General features: G+C 68.6%; 26 protein-coding genes. 20 read left to right on the top strand and 6 right to left on the bottom strand.

Annotation, left to right across the window (positions count from 1 at the left end):
* The first annotated feature begins 131 nt into the window (after positions 1-131).
* The 4 genes from WT26_RS15290 to WT26_RS15275 all read left to right on the top strand — a co-directional run bounded on the left by WT26_RS15290 (position 132) and on the right by WT26_RS15275 (position 4,289).
* A complete protein-coding gene (locus tag WT26_RS15290; RefSeq protein ID WP_059956559.1) occupies positions 132-1,517 on the top strand; it encodes a hypothetical protein in 1,386 nt (461 codons plus the stop codon).
* A gap of 156 nt (positions 1,518-1,673) precedes the next feature.
* Positions 1,674-2,345: a c-type cytochrome gene (locus tag WT26_RS15285; RefSeq protein WP_059956561.1), complete on the top strand. Its 672-nt coding sequence runs from the start codon at positions 1,674-1,676 to the stop codon at positions 2,343-2,345.
* Positions 2,346-2,435: 90 nt separating this feature from the next.
* Complete coding sequence (gene ccsB, locus WT26_RS15280; RefSeq protein WP_155774658.1) at positions 2,436-3,641, top strand: c-type cytochrome biogenesis protein CcsB; 1,206 nt, start codon at positions 2,436-2,438, stop codon at positions 3,639-3,641.
* Between the two features lie 138 nt (positions 3,642-3,779).
* A complete protein-coding gene (locus tag WT26_RS15275; RefSeq protein ID WP_042584448.1) occupies positions 3,780-4,289 on the top strand; it encodes a hypothetical protein in 510 nt (169 codons plus the stop codon).
* A 53-nt stretch (positions 4,290-4,342) separates the two neighbouring features.
* Here the strand turns inward: WT26_RS15275 and WT26_RS15270 are convergent, their stop codons facing one another.
* Positions 4,343-4,975: a lytic transglycosylase domain-containing protein gene (locus tag WT26_RS15270; RefSeq protein WP_069270717.1), complete on the bottom strand. Its 633-nt coding sequence runs from the start codon at positions 4,973-4,975 to the stop codon at positions 4,343-4,345.
* A gap of 28 nt (positions 4,976-5,003) precedes the next feature.
* Here WT26_RS15270 and WT26_RS37335 point away from each other — a divergent pair, with 28 nt between their 5' ends.
* Both WT26_RS37335 and WT26_RS15265 read left to right on the top strand, forming a co-directional pair.
* Positions 5,004-5,222: a hypothetical protein gene (locus tag WT26_RS37335; RefSeq protein WP_155774657.1), complete on the top strand. Its 219-nt coding sequence runs from the start codon at positions 5,004-5,006 to the stop codon at positions 5,220-5,222.
* 310 nt (positions 5,223-5,532) lie between these two features.
* Positions 5,533-6,318: a response regulator gene (locus WT26_RS15265; RefSeq protein ID WP_230380777.1), complete on the top strand. Its 786-nt coding sequence runs from the start codon at positions 5,533-5,535 to the stop codon at positions 6,316-6,318.
* A gap of 32 nt (positions 6,319-6,350) precedes the next feature.
* On the opposite strand, the gene WT26_RS15260 is transcribed toward WT26_RS15265, so the two are convergent.
* On the bottom strand, positions 6,351-7,484 hold the full coding sequence (locus tag WT26_RS15260) for a histidine kinase (RefSeq protein WP_069270403.1): 1,134 nt from the start codon (positions 7,482-7,484) through the stop codon (positions 6,351-6,353).
* Between the two features lie 550 nt (positions 7,485-8,034).
* Here WT26_RS15260 and WT26_RS35780 point away from each other — a divergent pair.
* The 14 genes from WT26_RS35780 (at position 8,035) to WT26_RS15190 (ending at position 20,193) form a co-directional block, all read left to right on the top strand.
* On the top strand, positions 8,035-8,715 hold the full coding sequence (locus WT26_RS35780; RefSeq protein WP_418220259.1) for an SCO family protein: 681 nt from the start codon (positions 8,035-8,037) through the stop codon (positions 8,713-8,715).
* Between the two features lie 29 nt (positions 8,716-8,744).
* On the top strand, positions 8,745-9,419 hold the full coding sequence (locus tag WT26_RS15250) for a response regulator (RefSeq protein WP_230461576.1): 675 nt from the start codon (positions 8,745-8,747) through the stop codon (positions 9,417-9,419).
* 184 nt (positions 9,420-9,603) lie between these two features.
* Positions 9,604-10,053 (top strand): type II secretion system major pseudopilin GspG, encoded by a 450-nt coding sequence (gene gspG / locus WT26_RS15245; RefSeq protein WP_059588556.1) that lies wholly within the window; start codon positions 9,604-9,606, stop codon positions 10,051-10,053.
* Between the two features lie 56 nt (positions 10,054-10,109).
* The gene (locus tag WT26_RS15240; RefSeq protein WP_059715754.1) at positions 10,110-11,312 is read left to right on the top strand and encodes a type II secretion system F family protein; all 1,203 of its coding nucleotides are present in this window, start codon (positions 10,110-10,112) and stop codon (positions 11,310-11,312) included.
* 18 nt (positions 11,313-11,330) lie between these two features.
* On the top strand, positions 11,331-13,052 hold the full coding sequence (locus WT26_RS15235) for a GspE/PulE family protein (RefSeq protein ID WP_059879295.1): 1,722 nt from the start codon (positions 11,331-11,333) through the stop codon (positions 13,050-13,052).
* Positions 13,033-13,914, top strand: a complete 882-nt coding sequence (locus WT26_RS15230) for a hypothetical protein (RefSeq protein ID WP_069270401.1) — start codon at positions 13,033-13,035, stop codon at positions 13,912-13,914. Before WT26_RS15235 ends, WT26_RS15230 begins: the two co-directional genes overlap by 20 nt.
* Positions 13,911-14,441: a membrane protein gene (locus WT26_RS15225; protein WP_045567460.1), complete on the top strand. Its 531-nt coding sequence runs from the start codon at positions 13,911-13,913 to the stop codon at positions 14,439-14,441. The genes WT26_RS15230 and WT26_RS15225 overlap by 4 nt, the downstream gene beginning before the upstream one ends.
* Positions 14,438-15,001, top strand: a complete 564-nt coding sequence (locus WT26_RS15220; protein WP_042584441.1) for a hypothetical protein — start codon at positions 14,438-14,440, stop codon at positions 14,999-15,001. The genes WT26_RS15225 and WT26_RS15220 overlap by 4 nt, the downstream gene beginning before the upstream one ends.
* On the top strand, positions 14,998-15,624 hold the full coding sequence (locus WT26_RS15215) for a hypothetical protein (protein ID WP_069270400.1): 627 nt from the start codon (positions 14,998-15,000) through the stop codon (positions 15,622-15,624). Before WT26_RS15220 ends, WT26_RS15215 begins: the two co-directional genes overlap by 4 nt.
* Complete coding sequence (locus WT26_RS15210) at positions 15,624-17,939, top strand: type IV pilus secretin PilQ (RefSeq protein WP_069270399.1); 2,316 nt, start codon at positions 15,624-15,626, stop codon at positions 17,937-17,939. The genes WT26_RS15215 and WT26_RS15210 overlap by 1 nt, the downstream gene beginning before the upstream one ends.
* Positions 17,940-17,999: 60 nt before the next feature.
* A complete protein-coding gene (locus WT26_RS15205; protein WP_069270716.1) occupies positions 18,000-18,491 on the top strand; it encodes a type II secretion system protein in 492 nt (163 codons plus the stop codon).
* A 13-nt stretch (positions 18,492-18,504) separates the two neighbouring features.
* Entirely contained in the window at positions 18,505-18,894 is a 390-nt protein-coding gene (locus WT26_RS15200; RefSeq protein WP_042584438.1) for a type II secretion system protein, read from the top strand.
* Positions 18,891-19,496 carry a type II secretion system protein gene (locus tag WT26_RS15195; protein ID WP_059957757.1) on the top strand — a complete coding sequence of 202 codons (606 nt, stop codon included), beginning with the start codon at positions 18,891-18,893 and terminating at the stop codon, positions 19,494-19,496. Before WT26_RS15200 ends, WT26_RS15195 begins: the two co-directional genes overlap by 4 nt.
* Before the next feature lie 76 nt (positions 19,497-19,572).
* Positions 19,573-20,193, top strand: a complete 621-nt coding sequence (locus WT26_RS15190; protein ID WP_069273195.1) for an HAD family hydrolase — start codon at positions 19,573-19,575, stop codon at positions 20,191-20,193.
* Positions 20,194-20,233: 40 nt separating this feature from the next.
* On the opposite strand, the gene pelG is transcribed toward WT26_RS15190, so the two are convergent.
* The 4 genes from pelG to WT26_RS15170 all read right to left on the bottom strand — a co-directional run bounded on the left by pelG (position 20,234) and on the right by WT26_RS15170 (position 25,738).
* Positions 20,234-21,604 (bottom strand): exopolysaccharide Pel transporter PelG, encoded by a 1,371-nt coding sequence (gene pelG / locus WT26_RS15185; protein WP_069270715.1) that lies wholly within the window; start codon positions 21,602-21,604, stop codon positions 20,234-20,236.
* 116 nt (positions 21,605-21,720) lie between these two features.
* Entirely contained in the window at positions 21,721-23,394 is a 1,674-nt protein-coding gene (gene pelF, locus WT26_RS15180) for a GT4 family glycosyltransferase PelF (protein WP_418219981.1), read from the bottom strand.
* A gap of 15 nt (positions 23,395-23,409) precedes the next feature.
* Entirely contained in the window at positions 23,410-24,237 is an 828-nt protein-coding gene (locus WT26_RS15175; RefSeq protein ID WP_155123113.1) for a lipopolysaccharide N-acetylglucosaminyl transferase, read from the bottom strand.
* Positions 24,238-24,292: 55 nt separating this feature from the next.
* A complete protein-coding gene (locus WT26_RS15170; RefSeq protein WP_080485670.1) occupies positions 24,293-25,738 on the bottom strand; it encodes a PelD GGDEF domain-containing protein in 1,446 nt (481 codons plus the stop codon).
* Between the last annotated feature and the right edge of the window lie 529 nt (positions 25,739-26,267).

Here is a 26,267-nt window from a genome sequence, read left to right as displayed (position 1 = left end):
GAGATCAGCACGCGACAAGAGGAGGTTGCCCCATGTCGGTTCTACTTGGCGCCTTGCACAATGAAGATATCGCGCGATGCTCGCATGCTGCGCCGGAGCGTGGCGACACAGGGTGCTGGGGGAGAATTGCGATGACGAACTTTCTTGTCGGCCGTGGCGCACCTCATCAATGGCTTCGTCGAGGCTGGATGATCGCGCTCGCGGCACTCGCGCTGCTGCAGTTTTCCGCGGCGCACGCGCTGCCGATCTTCGCGCGCCAGACCGGGCAAAGCTGCGTCGCATGCCATGCCGGCGGGCAATTTCCGGAGCTCACGCCGTACGGGCGCCTGTTCAAGCTGAACGGCTATACGCTCGGCGAGCGCACGATTCCGCTCGCCGCGATGGCGATAGGCGACCTGAGCACGACGAGAGCCAACAGCGACGCCGGCGGCAATCCGATCAATCCGAAGAACGGTCAGCCGATTTTCGACTTCGCGAGCGTGTTCCTCGCCGGGAAGATCACCGACCATATCGGCGGCTTCGCGCAGTTCACCTATACGAACTACGATCACCAGGACGGCAGCGGAAAATGGAAAGGCCACTGGGCATCGGACAACACCGACTTCCGCTTCGTCGACCGGATCATGTCCGCCGCGAACGACCTGATCCTCGGCGTGACGGTGCACAACAACCCGACCGTGCAGGACGTGTTCAACACCGCGCCGGCATGGGGCTATCCGTACATCTCGTCGACGATCAGCCCGGTCGCGAAGATCCCGAACCTGCCGGTGATCGAGGGAAGCCTCTCGATGCAGGCTGTCGGCACGGGCGCGTACCTGTACTGGAACAAGACGGTCTATGCCGAGCTGACCGCGTACAGCACGGCCGACGGCATCTGGTCGTTCCTGAGCCACGGGAACAAGGAGGGGAACCCTGACCACCCGCAGGTCTATCTGCGCGGCTACAACCCGTATGCGCGCATCGCGCTGACGCACGACTGGGGCCCTCACAGCCTGATGGTTGGCGCGTTCGGGTTCAGCGTCAACATCTATCCGAACGACCCGAACAATTTCCCGATCTTCGGCACCGGCGTCACGCGTTATCGCGACTATGGCTTCGACGCGCAGTACCAATACCTGCTGGAGCCGCACACGATCACCGCGCAGGCGCGCTACGTGCGCGAGAACATTCACGACCCGAACAACTTCGTGGTGAGCGACAACACGGCGGCGAACCTCAACTCGCTGCGGCTCAAGGCGTCGTACATCTACCAGAACAAATACGGCGTCAGTCTGTCGTTCTTCAACACGACGGGCACGCCGGACAGCACGCTGTACGCGGCCAGCGCGAACTTCCATCCGAACACGCAGGGCTGGACGCCGGAGATCTTCTGGATACCGGTGCAATACGTGCGCGTCGGCCTGCAATACACGCACTTCACCAAGTTCCTCGGCGCGACGACCAACTATGACGGAAACGGGCGCAACGCGAGGGACAACGACACGCTGTTCCTGTACCTATGGGTCGCTTCGTTCTGACCTCCCGTCCGGCGTTTCCCGTGCGCGTGGCCGACTGGAGCACGCGCAACGGGAGGGCGGCGCGCATCTCGCATCGCGTGTCGGTGCGCATGCGCACCGTCGCCGAACGGAATCGTTTCAGAGGGCGGCAAAAATTGCGGCAAGGAGGTTCGTGACATGAACAAGATGGCCCATCTCGTGTCGCTTGCGATGCTGCTGGCCGGGTCGGCGTGCCACGACCTGGAGCGCTCGCGGCAAGTCGACAACCCGGCCGTGGCGGGCAAGACCATCGCGCTGCAGGTGTGCTCGAACTGCCACGGCGCGACCGGCGTGTCGGTGTCGCCGATGTTTCCGAAGCTCGCCGGGCAGCGCAAGGAATACCTCGTCGATCAGCTGACGGACTTCAAGCTCCACACGCGGGCCGATCCGAATGCGAAGCGGTACATGTGGGGCTTCACGCACCTGACCGACGCGCAGATCGACGAGCTCGCCACGTATTTCTCCAGCCAGAGCACGACGCTGGGCGACGCCGGCGATCTCGCGCTGATCAGCGCGGGCAAGGCGATCTTCGAGTCGGGCCTGCCGGACAAGGGCGTGTCGGCGTGCATCAGCTGTCATGGCCAGCACGGCGAGGGTGTCAGCCGGTTTCCCCGTCTTGCAGGCCAGCATGCGGACTACGTGATCAAGCAGCTCAGGATCTTCCGCGAAACGGACACCCGGCCGCGCGGCACGGTCATGAAGGAGGTGTGCGCGAACATGTCGGAGCACGACATGCGCGCGGTGGCGGCGTACGTCGAGGCGTTTCCGCCGGAGGCCGACGCGTCGGCGAGTCCGCCCGAGGACCGCTGAACATTTCAGTGCTTCGTCTCCCCCCGGGGCGGGGCACTGCTTTTTATTCCCGCGGTACGCGGTTCCGCCACGGTGACGACGATGAAGATCATGCACTCCTCTCGCGGCGGCGCGGCGCTGGTCCGCCAGCCGCGGCAGCGGCGACTGGCTGCCGAACCGCTGCTTGCGCCACACGGCGCGCGCCCGTTCCTGCTGCGTCTCGACATCGTCGACTGGCTGTTCGCACTGGCGCTCGTGGTGGGCGCGGGCTATGCGCTCGTGCACTACAACGCGCACATGGATTACTACGACAAGGCGGTGATGATCGGCACCGTGCCGGCGCTCGTCACGCTCGGTTGGCGCTGGAAGCCCGCGCGGCTGATGATGGCGTCGATCGCCGTGCTGGCGCTGCTGTCGATCCAGATCTACCAGGGCGATCTCGCGCGCGCCGATTCGGCGTTCCTCCTCAAGTACTTCCTGTCGAGCCAGTCGGCGATCCTGTGGATGAGCGCGCTGTTCGTGCTCGCGACGGTGTTCTACTGGATCGGCCTGCTCGCGCGTTCGGCGTCCGCCGCCGCGATCGGCCAGAAGCTCACGTGGGTCGCCGTGCTGATGGGCTTCACCGGCCTGATGGTGCGCTGGTACGAGTCCTACCTGATCGGTGCGGACGTCGGGCACATTCCGGTGTCGAACCTGTATGAAGTGTTCGTGCTGTTCAGCCTGATCACCGCGCTGCTCTACCTGTATTACGAAGGCCACTACGGCACGCGCTCGCTCGGCGCGTTCGTGCTGCTGGTGATCAGCGCGGCGGTGGGCTTCCTGATGTGGTACTCGGTCGCGCGCGATGCGCAGCAGATCCAGCCGCTCGTGCCGGCGCTGCAGAGCTGGTGGATGAAGATCCACGTGCCCGCGAACTTCATCGGCTACGGCAGCTTCGCGCTGTCGGCGATGGTGTCGGTGGCGTACCTGATGAAGGAGCGCGGCGTGCTCGCGGATCGCCTGCCGACGCTCGAGGTGCTCGACGACGTGATGTACAAGTCGATCGCGGTCGGCTTCGCGTTCTTCACGATCGCGACGATCCTGGGCGCGCTGTGGGCGGCCGAGGCGTGGGGCGGCTACTGGAGCTGGGACCCGAAGGAGACCTGGGCGCTGATCGTGTGGCTGAACTACGCGGCGTGGCTGCACATGCGGCTGATGAAGGGGCTGCGCGGCACGGCCGCCGCGTGGTGGGCGCTGACGGGGCTGATCGTCACGACGTTCGCGTTCCTCGGGGTCAACCTGTTCCTGTCGGGGCTCCACAGCTACGGGCAGCTTTGACGCGGCGCGCATGGCGCCGTCTACCGTGTTCTACCCATGCATGTCGGCGAGTGTTCCCACTTCAAGCGGGCGGCGCGCCGGACGAGAATGTCATCGGGTGCATCCGTGCATGCGTGACGCAAGGTAGGGGGAGGAGCCGTGAGACGCATCTATTTTCTGTTGCCGACGCCGCAGTGCGCGCATCTGATCGTGAACGAGCTCCTGCTGCAACGGGTCGAGTGGCGGCACATCCATGTCGTTGCAAACCGCCACACCGTGCTTGACGGCTTGCCGACGGCGACGCTGGCGCAGCGCAGCGACCTGCTGCCGTCGCTGGCGCGCGGCACGGCCGTCGGCTGTGCGACCGGGATGGTGATGGCGCTGCTCGCCCTGGCCTTTCCGCCGGCGGGCCTGCCGATCGCCGGCGGCGCCGTGGTGACGATCACGTTGTCCGGCGCCGGCTTCGGCGCATGGGCGGCGTCGATGATCGGCGTCGACGTGCCGAATACGCGCCTGAAGCGGTTCGAGGAAGGGATCGAGCGCGGCGAGCTGCTGATGATGATCGACGTCGCGAAGGACCGCGTGCATGAAATCGAAGACCTGATCAAGCTTCACCACGCGGAGGCGCACCTCGAGGGCGAGGACCCGACCATTCCCGCGTTTCCTTGAGCGGCTGAACGGGGTGATGCTACCGTTCGCACGGCGTCCGCACCGCGCATCGGCTAGTTCGCGGCCAGCAGCTGCTTGTAGCGCGCGAGCACGCGCGGCACGTAAAGGCGCGTCTGCGCAAACGCCGGGATGCGATAGCCGGCGCGGATCACCGCGCTCTCTCCGGCGTTGTATGCGGCCAGCGTGAGCTCGACGTTCTCCTTGAACAGGTCGAGCAGGAATCTCAGGTATTGCGCGCCGGCCAGCACGTTCTCGCGCGGATTGAGCATGTCTCCGCGCGAAAAGCGTCGCGCGGTGTCGGGCATCAACTGCATGAGTCCGAGCGCGCCCTTGTCCGACACCGCCTTCGGGTTGTAGCCGGACTCGACGTCGATCACCGCGCGCAGGAGCTCGGGGCGAACGCGAAACGCATGGCTCGCTTCCTCGATCACGTCCGCGAACCGCGACAGCACGGCGCCGTCGGCCGGTTTCGACGACGCGCGCGGCGCGTCCGGCCCGGCGGCCGGCGGGCCCGCGACGATCACCTTCAGGCCGGCCTTGCCGGGCTCGTTCGTCAACACGATGACGCCGCTGCTCGTGACCTCACCGAATATCTCCGCGCATGCGCCGCACGGCCATGCGGCGCCGAGCCCCACGCATGCGGCGACGATGGCGTTTCCCAGGCGGGATGAAAGGCAGTGGTGCATCTTCCGGATCTCCTGCACCTGAATTGTGGTGTACGAAAAATCCGTGCTGCAATGGGGCGCCTCCCTACACTTCGATGCACGTATCGCCGGACGTGACGGGTTGTGCAAGATTGTTACATCGGTAATAGGCGGTAATGAAAATCGAGCGGCGCCGATTACGATTCTTGCGGTGCGCCATCCGGTTTATTCCGGCTTTTATGTTGTCGCGATTCAATCATTTTCGCCGGTCGCGAAAAACGAGTGGTAATTCCGCTATCCGTAGTCGCACTAATCCGGAGAAAGGCCCCAAAAGGATTCATTCCTGAAACACACCGGACGAACCCCGGTCGTTTACGGGCGGCCGTACCGCGCCCGGGCCCCGGCTGGGGCTGGCAGGCCGGGCCGTGGCGCGAACCTTGCTCAATCGAGCGACATGACAGTCGGTTGCGGAGGCAAGTGCATGGATAAATCAGGACTGAGAACGATACCCAGCTAGCGTTGCCGGCCCTGCGGATACGACATGGCCATATCGAACGTTCCGCAGCGACCGGGTAGGGGGGCAACCGGGAGTGGAAGACGTGAACACCAAATGTCGCGTGGTAATTGCAGAAGACCATGATCTGCTGAGAAGCGGCCTGCGCTCGATGCTGTGCGCGCAAGGCGATTACGAGGTGGTCGGCGAGGCGAGGGACGGCAAGGAGGCGTGCCAGCAGGCGCTCGCGCTTGCCCCGGACCTGATGCTGATCGATCTGTCGATGCGCGGGATGAACGGCATCGATGCCAGTGCAACGATCAAGCGGCGCTCGCCGCAGGTGCGCATCGTTGCGCTGACGGTGCACCAGAGCGAGGAGTATGTGCGGGAAGCGCTGCGTGCGGGCGTCGACGGCTACGTGCTCAAGGACGTGTCGTTCGACGAGCTGCTGCTGGCGATGCGCACGGTCATGCAGGGCAAGAAGCACCTGAGCGCGGACGTGTACGGGTACATGGTCGATTCGTTCGTGACCGGCCGCGAAATGCCCGCGCCGAAGACGGCCTGGGACATCCTGACCGCGCGCGAGCGCAGCGTGCTGAAGCTGATCGCCGAAGGGCGCACCAACCGGCAGGTCGGCCAGTACCTGAACCTGAGTCCGAAGACGATCGAGAAGTATCGCGCCAGCATGATGCACAAGCTCCATATCGCGAACCTGACGGAGCTGGTGCTCGTCGCGATGAACATGGGGCTGCTGACGTCGCTGGCGGCGAAGTGCGCGGAGCCCAACGCGAACGACGTGCCCGCTCACTCGACCGGCCACGGCAGTCAGGCGGGCGACGCCGATGCGAGGGCGCCGTTGCGCGAATATCCGCTCGGCGAGGCGGACGGCTGAGCGGCACGGCTGCGCGCCAGGCGCGCGTCGCGTCACAGCATCCAGGTCGCCGAGACGAGCGTGCCGCTCGTGGCCGACGACCGGATCGAGAACGTGCCGCCGTGCGACTCGACGCGGTACTGCATGCCGATCAGGCCGAGCCCGGTCATGCGCGCGTCTTCCGTCGCCAGCGGGCGGTGCTCGTAGCCGACGCCGTCGTCCTGGATCGTCAGCAGCAGGCCGCCCGCGACGTGCTGCAGGCCGAGCGAGATTTCGCTGGCTTGCGCGTGCTTGACGATGTTGTTGAGCGCCTCCTGCGCGACCCGGAACATGTCCGCTTTCAGATGCTCGGGCACGTCGTCGTCGTCGACGTCGCAATTGAACGTGACCGATAGCGTTTCCGTGTCGCGCTCGATGCGCCGGCACAACGAAGCCAATGCCGCGGGCAGGCCGAGCTGGTCGAGCATCAGCGGCCGCAGTTCCCCGCATATCTGCCGCACGTCGCCGATCGTCTCGCGGATGCGCTGAACCGTGGCGTCGAGCAGGCTCGCGGCCTCGTCGATGTCGCCGCGGCGCAGGCGCATGAGCGCGTCCTCGTTCATCAGCTTGACGAGCGTCAAGGCCTGGCCGATGCCGTCATGCAGTTCCGAGCTCAGCCGGTGGCGCTCCTTCTGCTGACCCAGCATCAACCAGGTCTGGCAAGCGCGCGCATTTGCGTCGAGCGATTCGGACGGGCCGTGCGGCTTCATCTCGAAGCTCAGCGGTTCCTCGAACAGCGTCAGCAGCATGCCGGCGCCCGCGTCCCCGGCGGGGAGCGGCTGCTGATGCAGCAGGAGCGGCACGGGATGGCCGGTGCGCCCGCAGAGCGTCGCGCTGAACGAGTGAAACGGGCTGCGGGCGCTCGTCGACAATTCGTCCGTCAATTCGGCATGGGTGTCGTCGGGCGCGAGGTCGGCGAGATGCTTGCCGACGAGATCGTCGTTCGAGTAGCCGAGCAGCGCCGCGGCGCTGCGATTCACGCAGACGAAGACGCCGTCGGGCGTGAGAATGGCAAGCGCCGCCCCGCGCGCATCGGTGACGATGCCCGCGCCGCGATCGCCTGGACGGACCGCGCTGCGAAGCTTGCGCATCGCGTCGATCAGGTCGAGCAGCCTGATCTGCGGTCCTTCGGGCTGGCGTTCACGCATGAGAGCTCCCGATGCTGCGTTATCAGGAAACCGCAATTTCGCTGTGATTCTAGGCCGCGACCGGCGCATCCAGCAATCGGGTGAATGCGGGTGCGCGGCGTGGGGGGCATCCCGGCTGCGGACGACGGGTAATCCACCAAGCGGACTTACCCTACCGGCCTTTGGGGGGCGTCATCCAATGACCGTTGCGGACAGATTCCGGACACTGCACTGGCGAGGTGGAGAAGCCTTCGCGGCCTCGCTTATCGCCAGGGAGACGGATATGAAAGGGACTGCGAAATCGACGGCGGGCGCATTCTTGCTCGCGGGCGCCGCGCTTGCCGCGGCTGCGGCGTGGGGCGCGCCTGAAGAGAGCGTCGCCGGAAGCGTCATGGAGAACGCGGCCGGAAGCGCGGCCGGAAGCGCGACCGAGAGCGCGACCGAGAGCGCGACCGAGAGCGCGGCGCCGAGCGCCGCCGCGAATGCGACCGAGAATGCGACCCGCGACGCGGCCGAGGATGCTCAACGGAACGCTGCCGGCAGCGCCAACGAGAACGATGCCGGGAGCATGATGGAGACGCCGGCCGAGCAGGCGCCCGACGCGGCTCCGGCGAACACCGGCGGAAAGGCGGCCGGCGAAGCCGCCGAAAGCGCGATCGACAACGCCGTCGGGAACGCTGCCGAAGGCGCCACCGAAAGCGCTGCGGAAAGCACTGCCGGAAGCGCGGACATGCACATGCATCACGCTGTCGCGCCCGGCACGACGCACTCGATGGCCGACTATGCATTGCCGCCGGTGGAACTCGTGCGGGACGACGGCAAGACCGTGTCGCTAGTCGACGAGCTGAACGACGGCCGGCCGGTGATCCTGACGTTCATCTACACCAGTTGCACGACCATCTGCCCGATGATCAGCCAGACGCTCGAGCGGCTGCAGGGCGAGCTCGGCAGCGACCTCGACAAGGTGCACATCGTGTCGATCTCGATCGACCCGGAAGAGGACACGCCCGCGCGGCTGCGGGCCTATGCGGCGAGATTCGGGGCCGGCCCCGAGTGGCAGCACTACACCGGCACGGTCGACGCGAGCATCGCCGCGCAGCGCGCGTTCAACGTGTACCGCGGCGACAAGATGAATCACGCACCGGTGGCATTCCTGCGCGCCGCGCCAGGCAGGCAATGGATGCGCATCGACGGCTTCGCGACGCCGTCGGAACTGCTCGCGGCCTATCGCGACGTCGTCGCGTCGGACTAGCCGCGCGCGTCCGGCAAGGAGCGACGAAATTGGACAAGAAGACTCGCGTGCTGGTGGTCGAGGACCAGCATCTGTTGCGCGTCGGCCTGTGCCGCATGGTTTCCGAGCTGGACGACTACTGCATCGTGGGCGAGGCGAGCGGCGGATACGAGGCCTGCCGCCTCGCCGCGCTCACGCAGCCCGACCTGATCCTGATGGACCTGTCGATGCCGGGCGGCAGCGGCTTCGAGGCGATCGCGGCGATCAGGCGCGATGCGCCGCATGCGCGCATCATCGTGCTCACCGTTCACCGCAGCGAAGGTCACGTGCAGGAGTCGTTCGCCGCCGGGGCGGCCGCCTACGTGGTCAAGGATGCGTCGTTCGCCGATCTGGTCCGCGAGATGCGTTTCGTGATGCAGGGCAAGTGCGTGGTCAGTCTCGACGCGTATCGATCCCGCGCATGCGCGCAGGGCTTGCGCGACGAGTCGGCGCACAAGGCGCGGCTGTGGAATGCGTTGACCGGCCGCGAACGCATGGTGCTGCGGCTCGTCGTCGAAGGTCATACGAGCCGGCAGGTCGGCGAGTGCCTGAAGCTCAGCCCGAAGACGGTGGAAAAGCATCGCGCGAACCTGATGCGCAAGCTCGGCATCGCGAACCTCGCCGGCCTCGTCCACTTCGCGATCGACATCGGCGTGCTCGCGCTGAGCGACGACGACCGGGTGTGAAAACCCGCCAAAAAACGGGTGGAGCAACTGGGGGGGCTTTACCCATGCCGATGGACGGCACTCCCTACTTCTGGCCCGTATCGACCTGAACAAGAATGCATTCAAGGGCTTCAGCGCTGCTGAAGCGGCGGGTCGCTACAGGGAGGCAGCCGTGCGCGACGAATCGTCCTCGATCCAGCCCGGCGTGCCGGGGCACGTGCGGCTCGGCGCCGCGCCGCTTTGCCGCGCGTGCGCAAGCCGCGGCTTCACGCTGCTCGAACTGCTCGTCGTGATGGTCATCATCGGCTTGCTCGCGGGTCTCGTCGCGCCACGGTATTTCGAACAGGTCGGCAAGTCGAACGTGAAGATCGCGCGCGCGCAGATCGTGTCGCTCGGCCAGGCCCTCGATCAGTACCGGCTCGACGTCGGCACCTATCCGACGACCGAGGAAGGTCTCGACGCGCTCGTGAACAAGCCGCAGAACGCGCAGCGGTGGAGCGGCCCGTATCTGCAGAAGGCCGTGCCGGTGGACCCGTGGGATCGGCCGTACCAGTATCGTTCGCCCGGCGAGCATGGCGACTACGACCTGTTCTCGCTCGGCAAGGACGGGCGCGGCGGCGGCACCGGCGAGAACGTGACGATCTCGTCGTGGTAGGGGGCAGGCGCGGTGCTCGCGCCTGCCGTGAGCGGGCTCTGGCAAGGAGAGTCGACGTGAAGTTCGTGCTGCGTGTCTTCGATACGAGTGGCTCGGTCCAGACGCTTCGCGTCGACAGCGATTCGCCGGCGAGCGCGAGCGCGCTCGCGCGCTCGCGCGGCTTTCGCGTCGTGTCGGTGAGCGCGGACGCGCGGCGGCAGCGGCGCGGCGCGAACCGGCTCGGCATGCCGGGCGCGCGCTTGAACGTCGAGCTGTTCGCGCGCGAGCTCGCGGCGCTGCTCGACGCGGGCGTCGGCGTCGTCGACGCGCTGCGCACGCTCGGCGGCAACGAGCGGCGCGAGGCGTCCGCGCAGGTGTATCGCGACCTGCTGCGGCAACTGGAAGAGGGGCAGTCGCTGTCCGCGGCGCTCGAGCATGCGAGCGACGTCTTCCCGCCGGTGCTGGTCGCGTGCGTGAAGGCGAGCGAGCAGACCGGCGGGCTCGCCGGCAGCCTGACGCGCTATTCGCGCAACAGCGCGACGCTCCACGAGCTGCGCGCGCGCGTGGTGTCGGCGGCGATCTATCCGACGGTCCTGCTGTTCGTCGGCGCGGCCGTCGTGCTGTTCCTGCTCGGCTTCGTCGTGCCCCGGTTCGCGACGCTGCTCGAACACAGCGGGCGCGAACTGCCGCTGATGTCGCGCCTGCTGATGGCGTGGGGCGGCATGGTGCACGCGCACGGCGCCGGGCTGGGCATCGGCCTCGCGGTGCTGGCCGTGGCGACGGCCCTCGCGTTGCGCCGGCCGGCGCTGCGGATCTGGATCGCCGATCGCCTGCTGGCGCTGCCCGGCATCGGGCAGCACTTCCGCGTGTTTCGCCAGTCGCAGTTCTATCGCACGACGGCGATGCTGGTCGACGGCGGCATTCCCGCCGTGCGCGCGTTCGACCTCGCGCGCGGCCTGGTCGGCGGCGCGGACCGGGCCGCGCTCGCGCTCGCGCTGCAGCAGGTGCGCAACGGCGCCCGGATTTCCGACGCATTCCAGCAGGCCGGCCTCGCGAACGCGATCGCGTACCGGCTGCTGACGGTGGCCGAGAAAACCGGCGGCCTCGGCCGCGTGCTCGACCGGATCGCCGCGTTCCAGGAAGCGCAGGTCGCGCGCACGATCGACCTGATCTCGCGGCTGATCGAGCCCGCGATGATGATCGTGATCGGCGTGGTCATCGGCGGGATCGTCGTGCTGATGTACCTGCCGATCTTCGAGATCGCGTCGAGCATTCAGTAGACCGCTTGGGGCACGCACGTGGATACCGTCACCACACCATCGGAAGCACTCCCCGACGCGGGCGCCGACCTGCGCGACACGCTGCGCGCGCTCGCCGAGCGGCACGGTTCCGGCATTCGCGCGCTCGAGGAGCTGATGGCGCGCACGTCGCTCGGCGCGGACGAGCTGCGCACGCAGCTCGCCGCGCAATTCCGGATGAAGCCGATCGGCATGCGCGAGCTGAGCCGGCTCGAACCGGATTTCGACGTGGTGCCGTTCGTCGACGCGACGGCGCGGCTGTGCGTGTGCTTCCGCCACCCGGACAACGGCAACGCGCTGCTGTTCGCCGTCGCCGATCCGCTCGATGCGCGCACCCGCGGCTGGGTCGAGCACCGGATGCGCGCGCGGCCGGCGGTGCCGTACGGCTGGGCGCTCGCGAGCGCGGGCGACCTCAACGCGTACCTGACCGTGCGCGAGAAGGACGTGCGCGCGATGGACTCGCTCGCGTTCGACGATCCGATCCAGCGCACCGCCGATCCGGCGTCGCTCGCGCTGACGCTGCAGGGCATCAGCAGCGACGACAGCCCGGTGGTGCGGCTGCTCAACTCGACGATCTACGATGCGCTCAAGATGCTGGCGAGCGACATCCACCTCGAATGCCGCGCGAACGGGCTGATGATCAAGTGCCGCGTCGACGGCGTGCTCACCGTGGTCGGCCGCATCGACGGGCGCGACGTCGCGGACCAGGTGCTGTCGCGCGTGAAGGTGATTTCCGAGCTGGATATCGCGGAGCGCCGCGTGCCGCAGGACGGGCGCTTCAAGGCGCTGTACGCGGGGCGCGAGATCGATTTCCGCGTGTCGATCATGCCGAACCAGTTCGGCGAGGACGCGGTGCTGCGGATTCTCGACCGCTACCAGCTGTCGCAGGCCGCGGGCGGCCTGACGCTCGAGGCGCTCGGCTTTCAGCCGGCCGACACGCGCTTCATGCGCGCAATCGCGTCGATGCCGTACGGGATGCTGCTCGTCACGGGGCCGACCGGCAGCGGCAAGACCACGACGCTCTACGCGATTCTCACCGAGATCAACAACGGCCTCGAGAAGATCGTGACGATCGAGGACCCGGTCGAATACCAGCTCGGCGAAATCCTGCAGATTCCTGTGAACGAAGCGAAGGGCCTGACGTTCGCACGCGGGCTGCGCTCGATCCTGCGGCACGACCCGGACAAGATCATGGTCGGCGAGATCCGCGATCCCGAAACCGCGCAGATCGCCGTGCAGGCCGCGCTGACCGGGCACCAGGTGTTCACGACCGTGCATGCGAACAACGTGTTCGACGTGATCGGCCGCTTCACCAACATGGAGGTCGATCCGTACAGCTTCGTGTCCGCGCTCAACGGCGTGATCGCGCAGCGGCTGTTGCGCCAGTGCTGCCCGGATTGCCTGGCCGAGGACACGGTCGACGCGGACGCGCTCGCGCGCTCCGGCATCGACCCGGACGCGGCCGGCAGCTACCTGTTTCGCCGCGGCGCGGGCTGCGCGATGTGCCGCGGCAGCGGCTATCGCGGGCGGCGTGCGATCGCGGAGGCATTGCGCATGAACGACGAGCTGCGGCAGCTGCTGTCGGAGCGCGCGCCGCTCGGGCACATCAAGGCGGCGGCGCTGCGCGGCGGGATGACGACGCTGCGCACGGCGGCGATCGAGCTGGTCAGGCGCGGCGAAACGACACTCGAGGAGATCAACCGTGTCACGATGGTTGAATAGTCCGGTTGCGATCGGCGTCGGCGCGCGCGAGGTCGTCGTCGGCGCCCGCACGCGCGGACGGTGGTACCTGCGCAAGCGGGCGCCGGCCGCCGAGCCGGTCAGCGTCGCGATTCCCGATGCGCAGTTCGGCACCGAGCCGGGCGTGCTCGACGCGCTGCGCGTGGCGCTCGGCTCCCTGCCCGGCGCCGGGCAGCAGGGCGAGGCGGCGCCGGCCGCGGCGCCGATGATACGCAGTGCATACGTCGTGCTCGACGATTTCTGGTGCAACCACGCGATCCTGCGCGGCGACTTCCGCACGTTGCGCGCGCGCGAGCTCGACGCCGTCGCGCGCGCGCATTTCTCGGACACCTGCGGGATCGACGGCGATGCGCTGGTCGTGCGCCTGTGCGTGCAGCACGGCGGCCGTGCGCTGTTCGTGAGCGCGATGCCGCGCGCGCTGCACGACGGCATGCACGAAGCGTGCGCCGCCGGCGCGATTCGCATCCGCAGCCTGCGGGCGTGTCTTCCGCAGTTGCTGAACCGGATCGCGGCGGGGTGCGAAGGCGATGCGCTGCTGCTGTTCGTCGCGGGCGAGCTGATGCAGGCGGTGATGATCGAGCGCGGCGGCTGGGCCGCCTACGACGCGCAGCGCCTGTTCGCGGGCGATGCGGGCGACGCGTCGCGGCTCGCCGAACTCGCCGGGCAACTGTTCGAGCGTTCGGCGACGCGGGCGGGCCTGAGGCGCGAGGACTGCCGGATCTACCTGTGCGGCATCGACATGGACCCAGCGCCGTTCGCCGAACGTTTCGCGGCGGCGATCCGCCCGCCGCAGCCGGCCCTCGACGGGTCGCTCGCGCGCCGGCTGATGGAGGTGGCGCAATGATTCCGCTCGTCGACATCGATTTCGGCCGGCGCCGTGCGCGCGCCGCGCCGGGCGGCATGATCCTGCTGGCCGTCGCCGCCGTGCTGCTGATCGCGTGCGGCGCGCGGCTGTGGCACGCGTATGCGGAAAACGATCGCGCGCAGGCGGCGGTGGAGGCCGTCCGCCATCGGACGTTCGCGCAGCGGCACGTCGCGAAGCCGCCGCCGACCCCGGCGGCGAAGCTCGCGGAGAAGCAGGGCCAGGCGATCCTGCGCGAACTGACGGTGCCGTGGCAGGACCTCTTTTCGATCGTCGAGGATTATCCGGATCACGACGTCGCGCTGATCGGCATCGACCAGAACCCGGCGCAGAGCCAGATCCGCATCACCGCCGAGGCGAAGAACCTCGACGCGATGGTCGTCTACCTGAAGTATCTGCAGGCGAGCGTGCTGCTGCGCGAAGCGGTGCTCAACGGACACGTGATCGAGGACAACGTGCCGGGCAAGCCGGTGCGTTTCCAGGTCACGGCCGTGTGGAGGAAATCATGAACGCGGCCCGGTTGCGCGACGCGCTGCTCACGGTGCGCTACGAACTGCGGCGCGCGTTCGGCCTGCCGGGGCTCGCCGGCGTGCTGATGCTCGGCGCGGCGGCCGTCCTGTACGCGGCCGTCGCGAACGTGGAAGCCGATACGCGCGCGATGCGGGACCCGGCGGGGCTCGCGCGGGCGGCGCGCAGCCATCCGGCGGGCGAGCGCCACGCGGCGGCGGAAGCGGTCGCGCTCGACGCGCTGCCCGACCTGTTTCCGCGCTTTTCGCAGAGCGCGGACGACATCGCCGCGATCTTCGCGCAGGCGCGCGACAGCCACCTGACGCTCGGGGCCGCCGAGTATCAGGTGACGACCGACTCGGGCGCGCGCTTCGCGCGCTATCAGGTGCTGCTGCCCGTCAAGGATCAGTACGGCGCGATCCGTCAGTTCGTCGCGCGGGTGCTCAACAACGTGCCGAATGCAGCGCTGCAGGAAATCCACGTCGCGCGCCCCGCCGTGAACGGCAACGTGCTCGACGCGCGCGTGCGTTTCGAGCTCGTCTACCGGAGCGCGCAGCCATGAAGCCGCTCGCCGTGAAACCCGCCGCCGTCATGCGCATCGCGCTGGCGGTGTGCTGCATCGTCGCCGGCGTCGTCGGGTATCGGATGCTGGTCGCGGCGTCGCCGGCGCCGTCGCCGCGCGCGGCGTTCGACCGCCTGCACCGCGATGGCGCGCCCGCGCGGCCGGTTGCCGGGCATCGCGCGCCGCCGTCTCGAGCAATCGCGCAAGCGGCGTCCGCGGCGTCTGCGGCGTCGGGCGCACAGGTCGACGCGCCCACGCCGGCGGCGACGCCGCGGGAGAAACTCGCCGCGTTGCGCGCGCCGGTGTCCGTCGAATCGGCGAACGATCCGTTCACCGCATCGTCGTGGCTGCCGCCGCCGCCCGTCGAGGCGCCGCTGCCCACCGCGCGCCCGGCGCCGCCGACGGCACCCCCGGTGCCGTTCACCTACGTCGGCGAACTCGATGCAAAGGCGGACAAGCCGCAGGTGTTTCTCAGCAACGGCGATCAGTTGCTGATCGTGTCGCCCGGCGACGTGATCGATGGCCAGTACCGTGTCGACTCCGTGTCGGCGTCGAACGTGGTGCTGACCTATCTGCCGCTGAACCAGACGCAGGTGGTGTCCATTCCAGTGGAGGCAAAGTGATGAAAACCTCACGCACACGGGGGGCGCGCCGCGACGGGAACAGCGGTTCATCGACATGCGTCGCGCCTGTCACCCCGTTCGATTCCCGTTGCGCGCCGGCGAGCCGGATCGCGACGAAACGCGCGCTGGCGATCGCCGCGGCGGTGCTCGCATGCGGCGGTTGCGCGCACGTGCCGAACCTCCACGACGATCCGACCAACGCGCAGGTGAAGATCGACGCGATGCACGACCGCGACGCCGAAATCAACGAACTCCTCGACAACGCCGACCGGCTTCGCCAGGACAACCAGTTCGACGCCGCGTCCCGCTCCGTTTACATGGCGACCGAGCTCGATCCGCGCAGCGAGCGTGCGCGCAGGATCGGCACGATGATCGAGCAGGACCGCAAGCACCTGGCGATCCTGCAGGAAGCCGACCGGATGATGAAGCGCGGCTCGTATGCGCAGGCGGCCGATCGCGTGCATCGCGTGCTGGTCGAGAACCCGGCCAATGCGATGGCGCTGCGGATGCAGCGCGAGCTCGACGAAAAGCGCCGGCAGCAGCACGCGGAACGCGACGACAAGCTCGCCGCTTCGTCGATCATGCGCACGCCGGTGTCGCTGCAGTTCCGCGACGCGAACGTGCGGATGGTATTCGAGGCGCTGTCGCGCACGTCCGGACTGAACGTGATCTTCGATCGCGACGTGCGGGCCGACCTGAAGACGACGATCTTCGTGCAGAACGCGTCGCTGCAGGACACGGTCGACATGATCCTGTTGCAGAACCAGCTCGACAAGAAGCAGATGAACGCGAACACGCTGTTCATCTACCCGGCGACGCCGGCGAAGGAGCTCGAATACCAGGAGCTCAAGGTGCGCACGTTCCAGTTGTCGAACGTCGACGCGAAGCAGATCCAGTCGCTGCTGAAGAGCCTGCTGAAAGTGAAGGAAGTCGTGATCGACGAGCGCGCGAACACCGTGACGATTCGCGGCACGCCGGACATGATCAAGGTGGCCGACGAGATGATCGCCGCGCAGGACTTGCCGGAGCCGGAGGTGATGCTCGAAGTCGAGGTGCTGGAAGTGTCGCACGAGCGGATGTCGCAGCTCGGCATCAACTGGCCCAGCTCGTTCACCGTGTCGACGCCGAGCACGGTGAATACCTGGGGCGCGCTGCATCATCTGCCGGTCAATGCGCTGAACGTGAGCGGCCTGTCCGCCACCGCGGACTTCAAGCTCACGGACACCGATGCGAACCTGCTCGCGAGCCCGCGCATCCGCACGCGCAACAAGGAGAAGGCGCGCATCATGATCGGCGACAAGGTGCCGGTGATTTCGAGCTCGAGCACGCCGAGCACGAGCGGCCCGTCGTTCACGCAGATGATCCAGTACCTCGACGTCGGCATCAAGCTCGAGGTGGAGCCGCAGGTGTATCGCGACGGCGACGTCGGCATCAAGCTCAATCTCGAGGTCAGCAACATCACCAATACGATCCAGAGCGGCAATTCGCAGGGGCTCAGCTCGCTCGCGTATCAGATCGGCACGCGCAGCGCGTCGACGAGCCTGCGGCTGCGGGACGGCGAAACCCAGATCATGGGCGGGCTGATCTCGGACGAGGACCGCCGCAACGCGAACAAGGTGCCGGGGCTCGGGCAGTTGCCGCTGCTCGGCCGCCTGTTCTCGGATCACGAAGGCGATCACAAGAAGACCGAGATCGTGCTGCAGATCACACCGCACATCGTCCGGCCGCAGGTCGCGGCGGACGCGGACACGCAGGAAGTGTGGTCGGGCACCGACGTCAACGTGCACGCCGACGAGCTGCGGCTCGATCCCGTGGCGCTGAACGCGGAAGCGCCCGCGGAGCCGGCCGCGCGGCCCAAGGCGCGGCCGGTGCCCGGCAGCGTCGGCGGCGGCACGTCGGGCGCGAGCGCGGCTTCGGCGTTGGGCGCGGCGGCGACCCGCGCGCTGCCGTCGCCGGAGACCGGCGCGTTCGGGCAGATGCCGGCCGCACCGCGCACGACGCCGCCGCCGGAGCCGTACGGCGGGCGCTTCTCGCGACAGCAGCCCGCGCCGGCGACGGCGCCCGCGAAGGCGGCGGAGCCCGCGCAGGGCGCGGCGCAGGCGGCCGAGCCGGCGGGCAACGAAGCGGAACCGGCCCCGGGCGCCACCGTGACGCCGGTCGCGCCGCCGGCGCCTGCGGCACCGTCGGCACCGTCGGCACCCCCGGCGCCAGCCGCGGCGCCGGCCGCCGCCGCGCCGCCGCCGTCGACGCTGCAGATGCCGGCGGGCGACATCCCGAACGAAAACCCGCTGCATCCGATCCAGAACGGGAACTGAGCCGTGGCCACCCGGAACGGCACGGGGCGTCACGCCCGGCGCGGCTTCACGCTGATCGAGATGGTGATCACGCTCGCGCTCGTGGGCATCCTCGCGCTCGCGATCATGCCGTTTTCCGAGCTGGTCGTGCAGCGGCAGAAGGAGAAGGAGCTGAGCGCCGCGTTGCGCGAGATCCGCACCGCGCTCGACGCGTACAAGGACGCGAGCGACGCGGGGAAGATCGAAAAGGACGCGGAGGCGTCCGGCTATCCGCCGTCGCTGGGCGTGCTCGTGACGGGCGTGAAGGACGCGCGGGACCCGAAGGGCGGCCTGCTGATGTTCCTGCGCCGCGTGCCGCGCGATCCGTTCTTCACCGGCGACCCGGATACGCCGGCCGAGGAGACCTGGAACGTGCGCGCCTACGGCCAGCCGCCGGATCAGGCGGCCGGCGGGGCGTCCGGCGAATCGTCCGGCGCATTGTCCGGAACCGACGCGGCCGGCAAGGACGTGTTCGACGTGACGTCGAAATCTGCGCGCGTCGGCATCAACGGCATCCCGTACAGACAATGGTGACGGTGCACCCATCATGAAACCCGCTCGCATGCACGGATCGCACGGCTTCACGCTGATCGAAATCGTGGTCGTGATGGCCATCATCGGCCTGCTCCTGACGCTGGCGGTGCCGCGCTACCTGCACAGCATCGAACGCGGCAAGGAGCAGGTCCGGCAGCAGAACATCGCGGTGATGCGCAACGCGATCGACCAGTACTTCGGCGACAACGGCCAGTATCCCGAGACGCTCGACGAACTGGTCGCGAGGCATTACCTGCGCGTGGTCCCGGTCGATCCCGTGAACGGCGACGACAAATGGGCGGTGATCGCATCGCCGGACGAGACCAAGCCGGGGGTCTACGACGTGGCGCCCGCGAGCAGCGCGCAGGGCGAGCCGCCGCACGCGGCGGGAGCGGCGCGATGAGCGCGGCCGGCCGGGCCGCGTGCCGGGCGCATGCCGCGCGTCAGCGCGGGCTCGTGCTGCTCGCGCTGCTGCTCGCGCTGATGCTGATGTCGATCGCGCTGGCCGGCGCGCTGGACGTCTGGGCGCTGCAACGGCGCCGCGAAGACGAGAAGCAGCTGCTGTTCGCCGGCGACCAGTACCGCAGGGCGATCGTGCGCTACTACGGCCTGGCCCGCGCGTACCCGGCGAGCGTCGACGATCTGGTGGACGACACCCGCTTCCCGAAGCCGATGCATCATCTGCGGCGCGCGTATCCGGACCCGCTGACCGGCCGGGCCGACTGGATGTTCCTGTGGCGAGCCGACCGCTTCTACGGCGTCTACAGCAGCGTCGACCGGGCCACCGTCAAGCGTGCGGGCTTTCCGCGGCAATACGCGGATTTCGACGGCGAAGAGACCTACGCGAAGTGGAAGTTCCTTTACCTCGCGCCGGGCCTGGCCATGCCGGCCGGCGATGCGGCGCCGGCCGCCGCGCAGGCCGCGTCCGATGCGGCGGCCAGCGCGCCGAGCCTGTCCGGGTTCGGCGGGTATCTGCCGGGGCAGCAGCGGTCCGGGTTGCGGTGACGCGCGGCGGATCGGCGCGCGCGGCGAAGTCTCTGTTATCTTCGGGGGCTTCCGAACGACTTCCCGACTGATTTTCATGACCGACCGCATCGTTGCCGCATTCGATTTCGACGGCACCATCACGACGACCGACAGCTTCCGCCATTTCGTCCGCTATGCGGTCGGCACGCCGCGCTTCGCATGGGCCGGGCTCCGTGCACTGCCGTGGATCGTCGCGATGAAGGCCGGGCTGCTGTCGCGCGGCGACGCGAAAGCGAAGTTCGCGTCGTTCGCGTTCGGGCCCGTGCGCGAGGACGCGCTGGAGGCGGCCGCGTGCCGCTTCGTCGCGACGGACCTGCCGGGCCTCGTGCGTCCGGAAATGCTCGAACGCATTCGCGAGCACCGGGCACGCGGGCACGAAGTCGTGCTGGTGAGCGCGTCGCCGTCGCTGTACCTGGAGAAGTGGGCGAAGACGGCCGGCTTCGATGCGGTGCTCGCGACGCGGCTCGCGTTCGAGCGCGGCACGTTTGCCGGCCGGCTCGACGGTGAAAACTGCTGGGGGCCGCAGAAGGTCGTGCGGCTGCGCGCGTGGTGGGGCGAGCATCCGCCGCGGCAGCTGTTCGCGTACGGCGACAGCCGCGGTGACAAGGAAATGGCCGAGCTCGCGAACTGGTCGTGGATCCGCGGGCAAGGGCCGATGCCGCCGATCGACGCGTGACGCCTTGCGTGGATGGCAGCTCGCGGCGCGTGCGCGCCGCTTACTGCAGCATGAAGATCTCGTATTCGAGCGTATCGAGCTTCCGGTCCAGCCAGCTCATCCCGACGAGCACCACGACGAGCAGCGCGATCGCGAATCCGTACCCGTAGAACACCGGGCCGGCGGCGAGCGACGCCGCGGTCAGGCATCCGTTCAGCGCGCAGAACATCGCGATCAGCGCGAGCGCCGGCCGCTGCCGGTCGAGGTAGATGAAGCTGTTCATGATCGCGAGGAACACCATCTGCAGGCTGGTCGCGATCACCTGCACCGACAGCAGCGGCATGTAGAGCCGCGAGATGCCCATCGCCTCGAGCAGCAGCGGGCCGGTCGCGAGCACGACCAGCACGGTCAGCGCCTGCACCTTGACGATGTCGAACAGCGCGCTGCGCAGCGACTGCGCCATCGCGTCGTGCGCGTACTCGATCTGCTGCAGCGAGCCGCCTTCGCGGATCGCGGTGTTGAATGCGCGGTAATGCGCCGCGAACTCGGTCTCGACGCGCAGCATGAACACCGCCATGCCCGGCGTGATCGCGAGATACGCGAGGAAGATCGGGATGTCGTAGATGACCGACGCATGCAACGATCCGATCACGGCCTGCCCGGAGCTCGGCGAATACCAGAACATGATCTTGTCGATCCAGATGCCGAGGTTGTACAGCAAGCCGATCAGCAGCAGCGCGGGATAGTGATGCGCGCGCCGCAGCAGGTCGAACGAGACCACGCGCGACGCCGAGAAGCCGCCGTAGACGCGGATCAGCAGCAACAGCAGCAACAGCGTCTGGCCGAGCACGAAACCGTACAGCAGCCCTTCGAGGCCGAAGCGCTTCAGCGCGACCGCGGCCACCGTCGTCACCGCGTAGCCGACGAAGAACGCGCGCAGGATGCCGGTGTATTGCTTGAGCCCCGCGAGAAACACGCTGGCGATCCAGATGTCGCACAGCAGCGCGAAGCCGGTGACCATCAGCGCGCGGTACAGCGCGCTTTGCGCGTCGAACGCGAAGCCGGCGGCGAGCAGGCCCAGCATGATCGCGCCGGCCGTGACCGCGAGCAGCGCGCCGGTGAAGTTCGGCAGGATCGCGTCGAGCTGCCGGTCGAACAGGCGGTCGCTCGTGAAGCGGGTGAGCGTGAGCTGCATCGGGCCGGTGACGATCAGGCTCGCGGCGATCAGGTAGGTCGCGGACACCTGGAAATCCGACACGATCGCGTTCGGCAACAGCGGCGACGCGCCGAGTAGCCCGACCAGCAGGATGCCGACGATCGACCAGATCCACGGCCCGGCGCCGACCAGCCCGGCATACGTATACGCGCGCATGACGCCGAGCAGCGAATTGTGCCGGGCGAGCCGGCGCAGCTTGATTCCGATGGCTGACATCGATCGCTCCTTCGTCCCGGGCCGGTTGCCGTCGCTCGCGGCGGCGCGCCGGCGACCGGCGCAAGCCCTTCGTTCGCGGCGCCTGTCGCGCGCCGCCAGCCACTCGCCGCGCGCCACTAGCCGTGCGCCGCTGGCCGCGTGCCCGCGTACGGACACGCCGACGCGGCGCCGGCCGCGCGTCCCGCGTCCGGCATGTGCCGGTCCGGCGCGCCGGCCAGCATCGAGTACAGCGCGCGATAGGCGCCGACCATCCGCTCCTGCGAATAGAAGCGCTCGACGCGTGCGATGCCGGCGGCTTGCGCCGCGCGCCACGCGTGGTCGTCGGCGAGCAGCGCGAGCGCCGCGTGCGCGAGCGCGACCGGGTCCGCGATCGGCACGAGCCGGCCCGCGGCGCCGAGCGCGGCATCGTCGGCGTCCGAGCCGTGGATCAGCGCGCAGCACGCGCCGACGTCGGTCGTGACGACCGGCACGCCCGCGGCGAACGCCTCGAGGATCACGAGCGGCAGCGCCTCCGAGATCGAGCTCAACACCAGCACGCCGATCTTCGGCAGCAACTCGTCGATGCGCTGCATGCCGAGCAGCGTCACCTTGCCCGCGAGGCCGAGGCGGTCGATCAGTTCGCGGCACTCGGCCGCGTACGACGGGTCTTCGCTTTCCGGCCCGGCGATCCAGGCCTCGGCGTCCGGCATCGCCCGCACCACGGTCAGCATCGCGCGGATGAAGGTCTTCACGTCCTTGATCGGCACGACGCGCCCGATCAGGCACAGCACCTTAGGCGCCTTGGCCGGCCGCAGCCGGCGCAGCGGCGCGAGGCGGCGCAGGTCGACGCCGTTCGGAATCGTGTGCGTCTTCGGCGGCGGCGCGCCGTCGACGATCTGGCGGCGCCGGTTGCCTTCGTACAGCGCGACGATGTCGTCGGCGGCCGCGTAGGTCATCTTGCCGAGCGCCTCGAAGAAGCGGGCCCACATCTCGTGGAAGTAGCCGATATGCGACGCGTCGTATTCGATCAGGTTGCGGTTGTCGCGGATCCACTGGCTCTGGAACAGCTCGATCTTGCGTTCCTTCGTGTAGATGCCGTGCTCGGAAATCAGCAGCGGCCGCCCCTGGCGGTGCCGCAGCAACGCGCCGAGAAAGCCCGCGTAGCCGGTCGACACCGCGTGATACAGGCGCATCGGGATCAGCTGCTCGGCGATGCGCGCGAGCTGCCACAGCGGACGGTGCATCAGGCGCACGGACCAGAAATAGTCGGAGAACGACGGGTCGCTGCAGTACGCGCGATACTGGTCGGTGAGGAACGTCCACGCTTCCTGGCTGTACAGGAACTGCGCCTCGTCGAGCCGGTGCTCGTCGGTCAGGTCGTCGACGACGCGCCGCACGAGCCGGTTGTCGAGCGGCGCGTCGGCGGGCCGCCGGAGCTGTTCGTGCAGCAGCGCGATCCGCTCGAACGCGTCGCGGTTGCCGGGCACGCTGCGCACCGGCCCGGACGGCGGATCGGCGTCGTACAGGTAATGAACCTCGAGGTGGACGACGTTGGCCGGCAGCGGGTAGGACATCTTCGGATAGTCGTCCGGCTTGCTGCCGAGAAAGCACAGGCCGAACGTGTACTCGGGAAACGCGCGGATGATCTCGTGCACCCACGACGACACGCCGCCGCTCACGTATGGATAGGTGCCCTCGAGCAGCAGCCCGATGTCCGCGCACGCCGCGCGCGGCAGCACGTTGCCGAGCGCATCGGTGACGGTGGCCGGCCGCTTGCCGGGGTGTGTGTCGAGACCGGAGTCGCGCATCATGGTGGACGTTCCTCGTCACGTATTCCAGTAGTCGGCGATCGGCGCGAGCCGGTGAGGCGGCACCGCCGGCAGGCCGTCGAGGCAGCGCCGCACCGCCGCGTAGTCGCGCCGCAGGTAGGCGATCTCGGCGAGATAGGGCAGCACCCGCATGCGCGGAAAGCCGCAATCGATCGCTTTTTTCAGCATCGCGTCGGCGTCGTCGAGGCGGCCGGTCTCGAACGCGAGGCGGCCGCGCAGCCGCCACAGTGCGCCGTCGAGCGGCTGGTGGCGCAGCGCGCGCACCGCGTGCGCGTCGCCCTGCTCGATTGCGTTGCGATAGAGGTCGCCTTCGACGAGGCGCGCATAGACCAGCTCGCAATACAGTTCGGCGAGCGTCTTGTCGACGCGGCAGCGTTCGTCGTCGGACAGGCGCCGCGCGAGCCGTGCACGTTCGACGTCGATCTGCTGCGTGACGCGCTTCTCGCTCTTGTCGAGCATGCCGTATGCAAGCAGGCGCACGTCGTCGGCCGGATCGTTCAGCAGCCCGTGCAGGATCGGGCTGGCGGCGCGCACCGGCATCGTCTGCATCGCGACGAGCGCGGTCACGCGGCGGCCGACCGCCGCCTGCCGGTTCAGCAGGCCTTCCTTCACCTGATGCTCCTGTGCATACGAGAGCGTCGCGAGCAGGTGCGGCGCGAACTGCGGCTCGCGCACGAGCGCGATCAGCGCACCTTCGTCGAGATGCGGAAACGCGAACGCGTGCAGGCGCACGGCGAGGCGCACGATCGCGTCGACCACGAAGCGGCCGGCCTCGCACGTCGCGAGCAGCGCCCGCCCGCCCGGCCACGTCGGTCTCCGTCGCAACGGCGCGGCGCGGGTGGTGTGGGCGCGGGCGTTGCGCGACGCCCGCGGGGCAGGGTCACGCGAGGTCATCACGGTCGGCCAGGATTTGGCGCAGCGCGCCGTCGGACGGCGCGCCGGCGAGCGGTGCCCAGCGCGCGACGATGCGCGCGTCCGCAAAGCCGAGGCCGAAGCGGTTGCGCACGTCGGTTTCGATCCGTTGCAGCTGTGCGTCCACGGCGGCCTCGTCGCACAGCGGCATCAGGAACACCAGCGCGCACGTGCCGCCGGCACGCACGACCCACTGCACGTGAAAGTCGAGATTGGTCCGCTCGACGTGATCGAAGATCGCCTGCGCCTGGCGGCTCGCGCCGAACTGCAGCCGCACCACGGACGACGCGATGCCGCTCGTGCGCTGCAGGTCGGCGAGCCGTGCATATTCGAGCGCGAAGTCGTAGGGGCAATCCGGGAACGCCTGCAGCACGTCTCGCGTGACGGCTGCGTGATGCACGCCGTTCGCGTAGTAGCTGCCCATCACGAACATCAGCTGCAGGTTCTCTGCGGTCAGCGCGAGGAACGGCAGCTGCGACACGACGAGCACGCCGATGACTTCGTCGCCGGCGCCGATCAGCGGCGCGCACGCGACATAGCGGGTGTGTGCGCGGTCGCGCGCGTCGAGCGACTGCAGGTGCGCGAGCGCGAGCTCGTCGAGCGCGGCGACGACGAGCGGATCGTCGGCGTGGAAATCGAACGGCGCACCGGTCGCGGCGACGGGCACGGCGGCCGGTACGCCGTCGTGCAGCGCGTGGATCTGCGCGGCCTCGATCTGGCACGCCTGCGCAACGGTGTCGAGAAAGCGCTGTGCGCCGGGCAGCGGCGCGTGCGCGCCGGCGGCGTCGTGCAGCATCATCTCGCGCAGCCGCGCGAGCGCGTCGCGTAGCGTCGACGGCCGAACGAGCAAGTCCTGTTCGAGCTGGTCGTGCGACAGCCGCAGCAGGTACTGGTTGTTCGTCAGCACGGACAGGCGTTCGCTCAGGTAGTCGTTCGACACGCGTGCCTGCGACAGCCGCGCGGCCCACGTGTCGCTGAACTGGCCGGCGATCAGCATCGTGATGAAGCCGCCGACGAAGAAGTCGCGCGGAAACACGTCGGCGAGCGGCAGGCGCGCATAGAACACTCCCCACGCGACGCCCAGCAGCACGCCGCCGCCGAGGCCGGCGACGGTGCCGTAGCGCAGCGCGACGAACAGCGGCAGTAGCCACATCCACGGGAACGCCTTGCCGATCAGCAGCGGATCGGCAGGGGACAGCACGCGGCACAGCGCGAAGACGGCGACGGACAGCACGAGCGTTTCGAGCGCGACATACGCCGCCGCGTGATCACGCGGCAGCAGCGACGCGAAACGCGCGGCCGACACGCGCCGCAGCAAGCGCGCGCGCAGGCCGGGGCGCGGCATGCGCGGCGGCGCGTCGGCCTGTGCGTTCATGCCCGCGCCGAGTCGTGTCGATTTGGAGTCGATCGCCATCGCTTACCTCGCGCATCCGGATCGTTGTCGTGTGTCGCGGCCGTGTGGGCCGTGTGCCTGCCGTCATCCCGGGCCTCACGATGCCGGGTCAGGAATCGGCAACGCGCCGCCCATGGGCAGCGCGATGCCGGGATTCGGCTGGCCGCCGCAGGTCTCGACGCCGGCGTCGTAGCCGACGCCGGTCCCCGATAGGGTGACGGCCTGCGCCGTCGATGCTGTCCCTCGCGGAGACGCAAATAACGTACCAGTGATCGGGCTACCTTGCGCATGGGTGGACGACCCACGCGCCGGGGCGTCGAACACGCTGAATCGCGCGTATTTCGTTTCATGGCTGATACATCGGAACCGATATCGGTGCACCGCAGGCCGGCGCGGCTTGCCGCGCACATGTGGGGCGGCATCTGCCGGGTGCGCGTGCAACGGGATCGCGCATTGCCGTCGACGCCGGCCGTCGGCGCACGGCGCAGGCCAGTTTGCGGTGGCGCGTAACAGATGTGCAACAGCGTACTGAAAGGGTTCGCGTCGCCCG

The organism is Burkholderia cepacia, from assembly GCF_001718835.1.
In the GTDB taxonomy this organism is placed as follows: Bacteria; Pseudomonadota; Gammaproteobacteria; order Burkholderiales; family Burkholderiaceae; genus Burkholderia; species Burkholderia cepacia_F.
The sequence above is the reverse complement of the archived record's forward strand: the minus strand, read 5'-3'. Positions and strand labels throughout refer to the sequence as shown.

Bases quoted from the DNA above. Each gene is read 5' to 3' on its own strand.
- WT26_RS15215 (WP_069270400.1), top strand. From the start codon at position 14,998: ATGAAGCCGCTCGCCGTGAAACCCGCCGCCGTCATGCGCATCGCGCTG.
- WT26_RS15285 (WP_059956561.1), top strand. From the start codon at position 1,674: ATGAACAAGATGGCCCATCTCGTGTCGCTTGCGATGCTGCTGGCCGGG.
- WT26_RS15220 (WP_042584441.1), top strand. From the start codon at position 14,438: ATGAACGCGGCCCGGTTGCGCGACGCGCTGCTCACGGTGCGCTACGAA.
- ccsB (WP_155774658.1), top strand. From the start codon at position 2,436: ATGCACTCCTCTCGCGGCGGCGCGGCGCTGGTCCGCCAGCCGCGGCAG.
- WT26_RS15290 (WP_059956559.1), top strand. From the start codon at position 132: ATGACGAACTTTCTTGTCGGCCGTGGCGCACCTCATCAATGGCTTCGT.
- pelF (WP_418219981.1), bottom strand. From the start codon at position 23,394: ATGATGCGCGACTCCGGTCTCGACACACACCCCGGCAAGCGGCCGGCC.
- WT26_RS15225 (WP_045567460.1), top strand. From the start codon at position 13,911: ATGATTCCGCTCGTCGACATCGATTTCGGCCGGCGCCGTGCGCGCGCC.
- WT26_RS15195 (WP_059957757.1), top strand. From the start codon at position 18,891: ATGAGCGCGGCCGGCCGGGCCGCGTGCCGGGCGCATGCCGCGCGTCAG.
- WT26_RS15210 (WP_069270399.1), top strand. From the start codon at position 15,624: ATGAAAACCTCACGCACACGGGGGGCGCGCCGCGACGGGAACAGCGGT.
- WT26_RS15170 (WP_080485670.1), bottom strand. From the start codon at position 25,738: ATGGCGATCGACTCCAAATCGACACGACTCGGCGCGGGCATGAACGCA.
- WT26_RS15270 (WP_069270717.1), bottom strand. From the start codon at position 4,975: ATGCACCACTGCCTTTCATCCCGCCTGGGAAACGCCATCGTCGCCGCA.
- pelG (WP_069270715.1), bottom strand. From the start codon at position 21,604: ATGTCAGCCATCGGAATCAAGCTGCGCCGGCTCGCCCGGCACAATTCG.
- WT26_RS15190 (WP_069273195.1), top strand. From the start codon at position 19,573: ATGACCGACCGCATCGTTGCCGCATTCGATTTCGACGGCACCATCACG.
- WT26_RS15200 (WP_042584438.1), top strand. From the start codon at position 18,505: ATGAAACCCGCTCGCATGCACGGATCGCACGGCTTCACGCTGATCGAA.
- WT26_RS15260 (WP_069270403.1), bottom strand. From the start codon at position 7,484: ATGCGTGAACGCCAGCCCGAAGGACCGCAGATCAGGCTGCTCGACCTG.
- WT26_RS15205 (WP_069270716.1), top strand. From the start codon at position 18,000: ATGGTGATCACGCTCGCGCTCGTGGGCATCCTCGCGCTCGCGATCATG.
- WT26_RS35780 (WP_418220259.1), top strand. From the start codon at position 8,035: ATGGAGACGCCGGCCGAGCAGGCGCCCGACGCGGCTCCGGCGAACACC.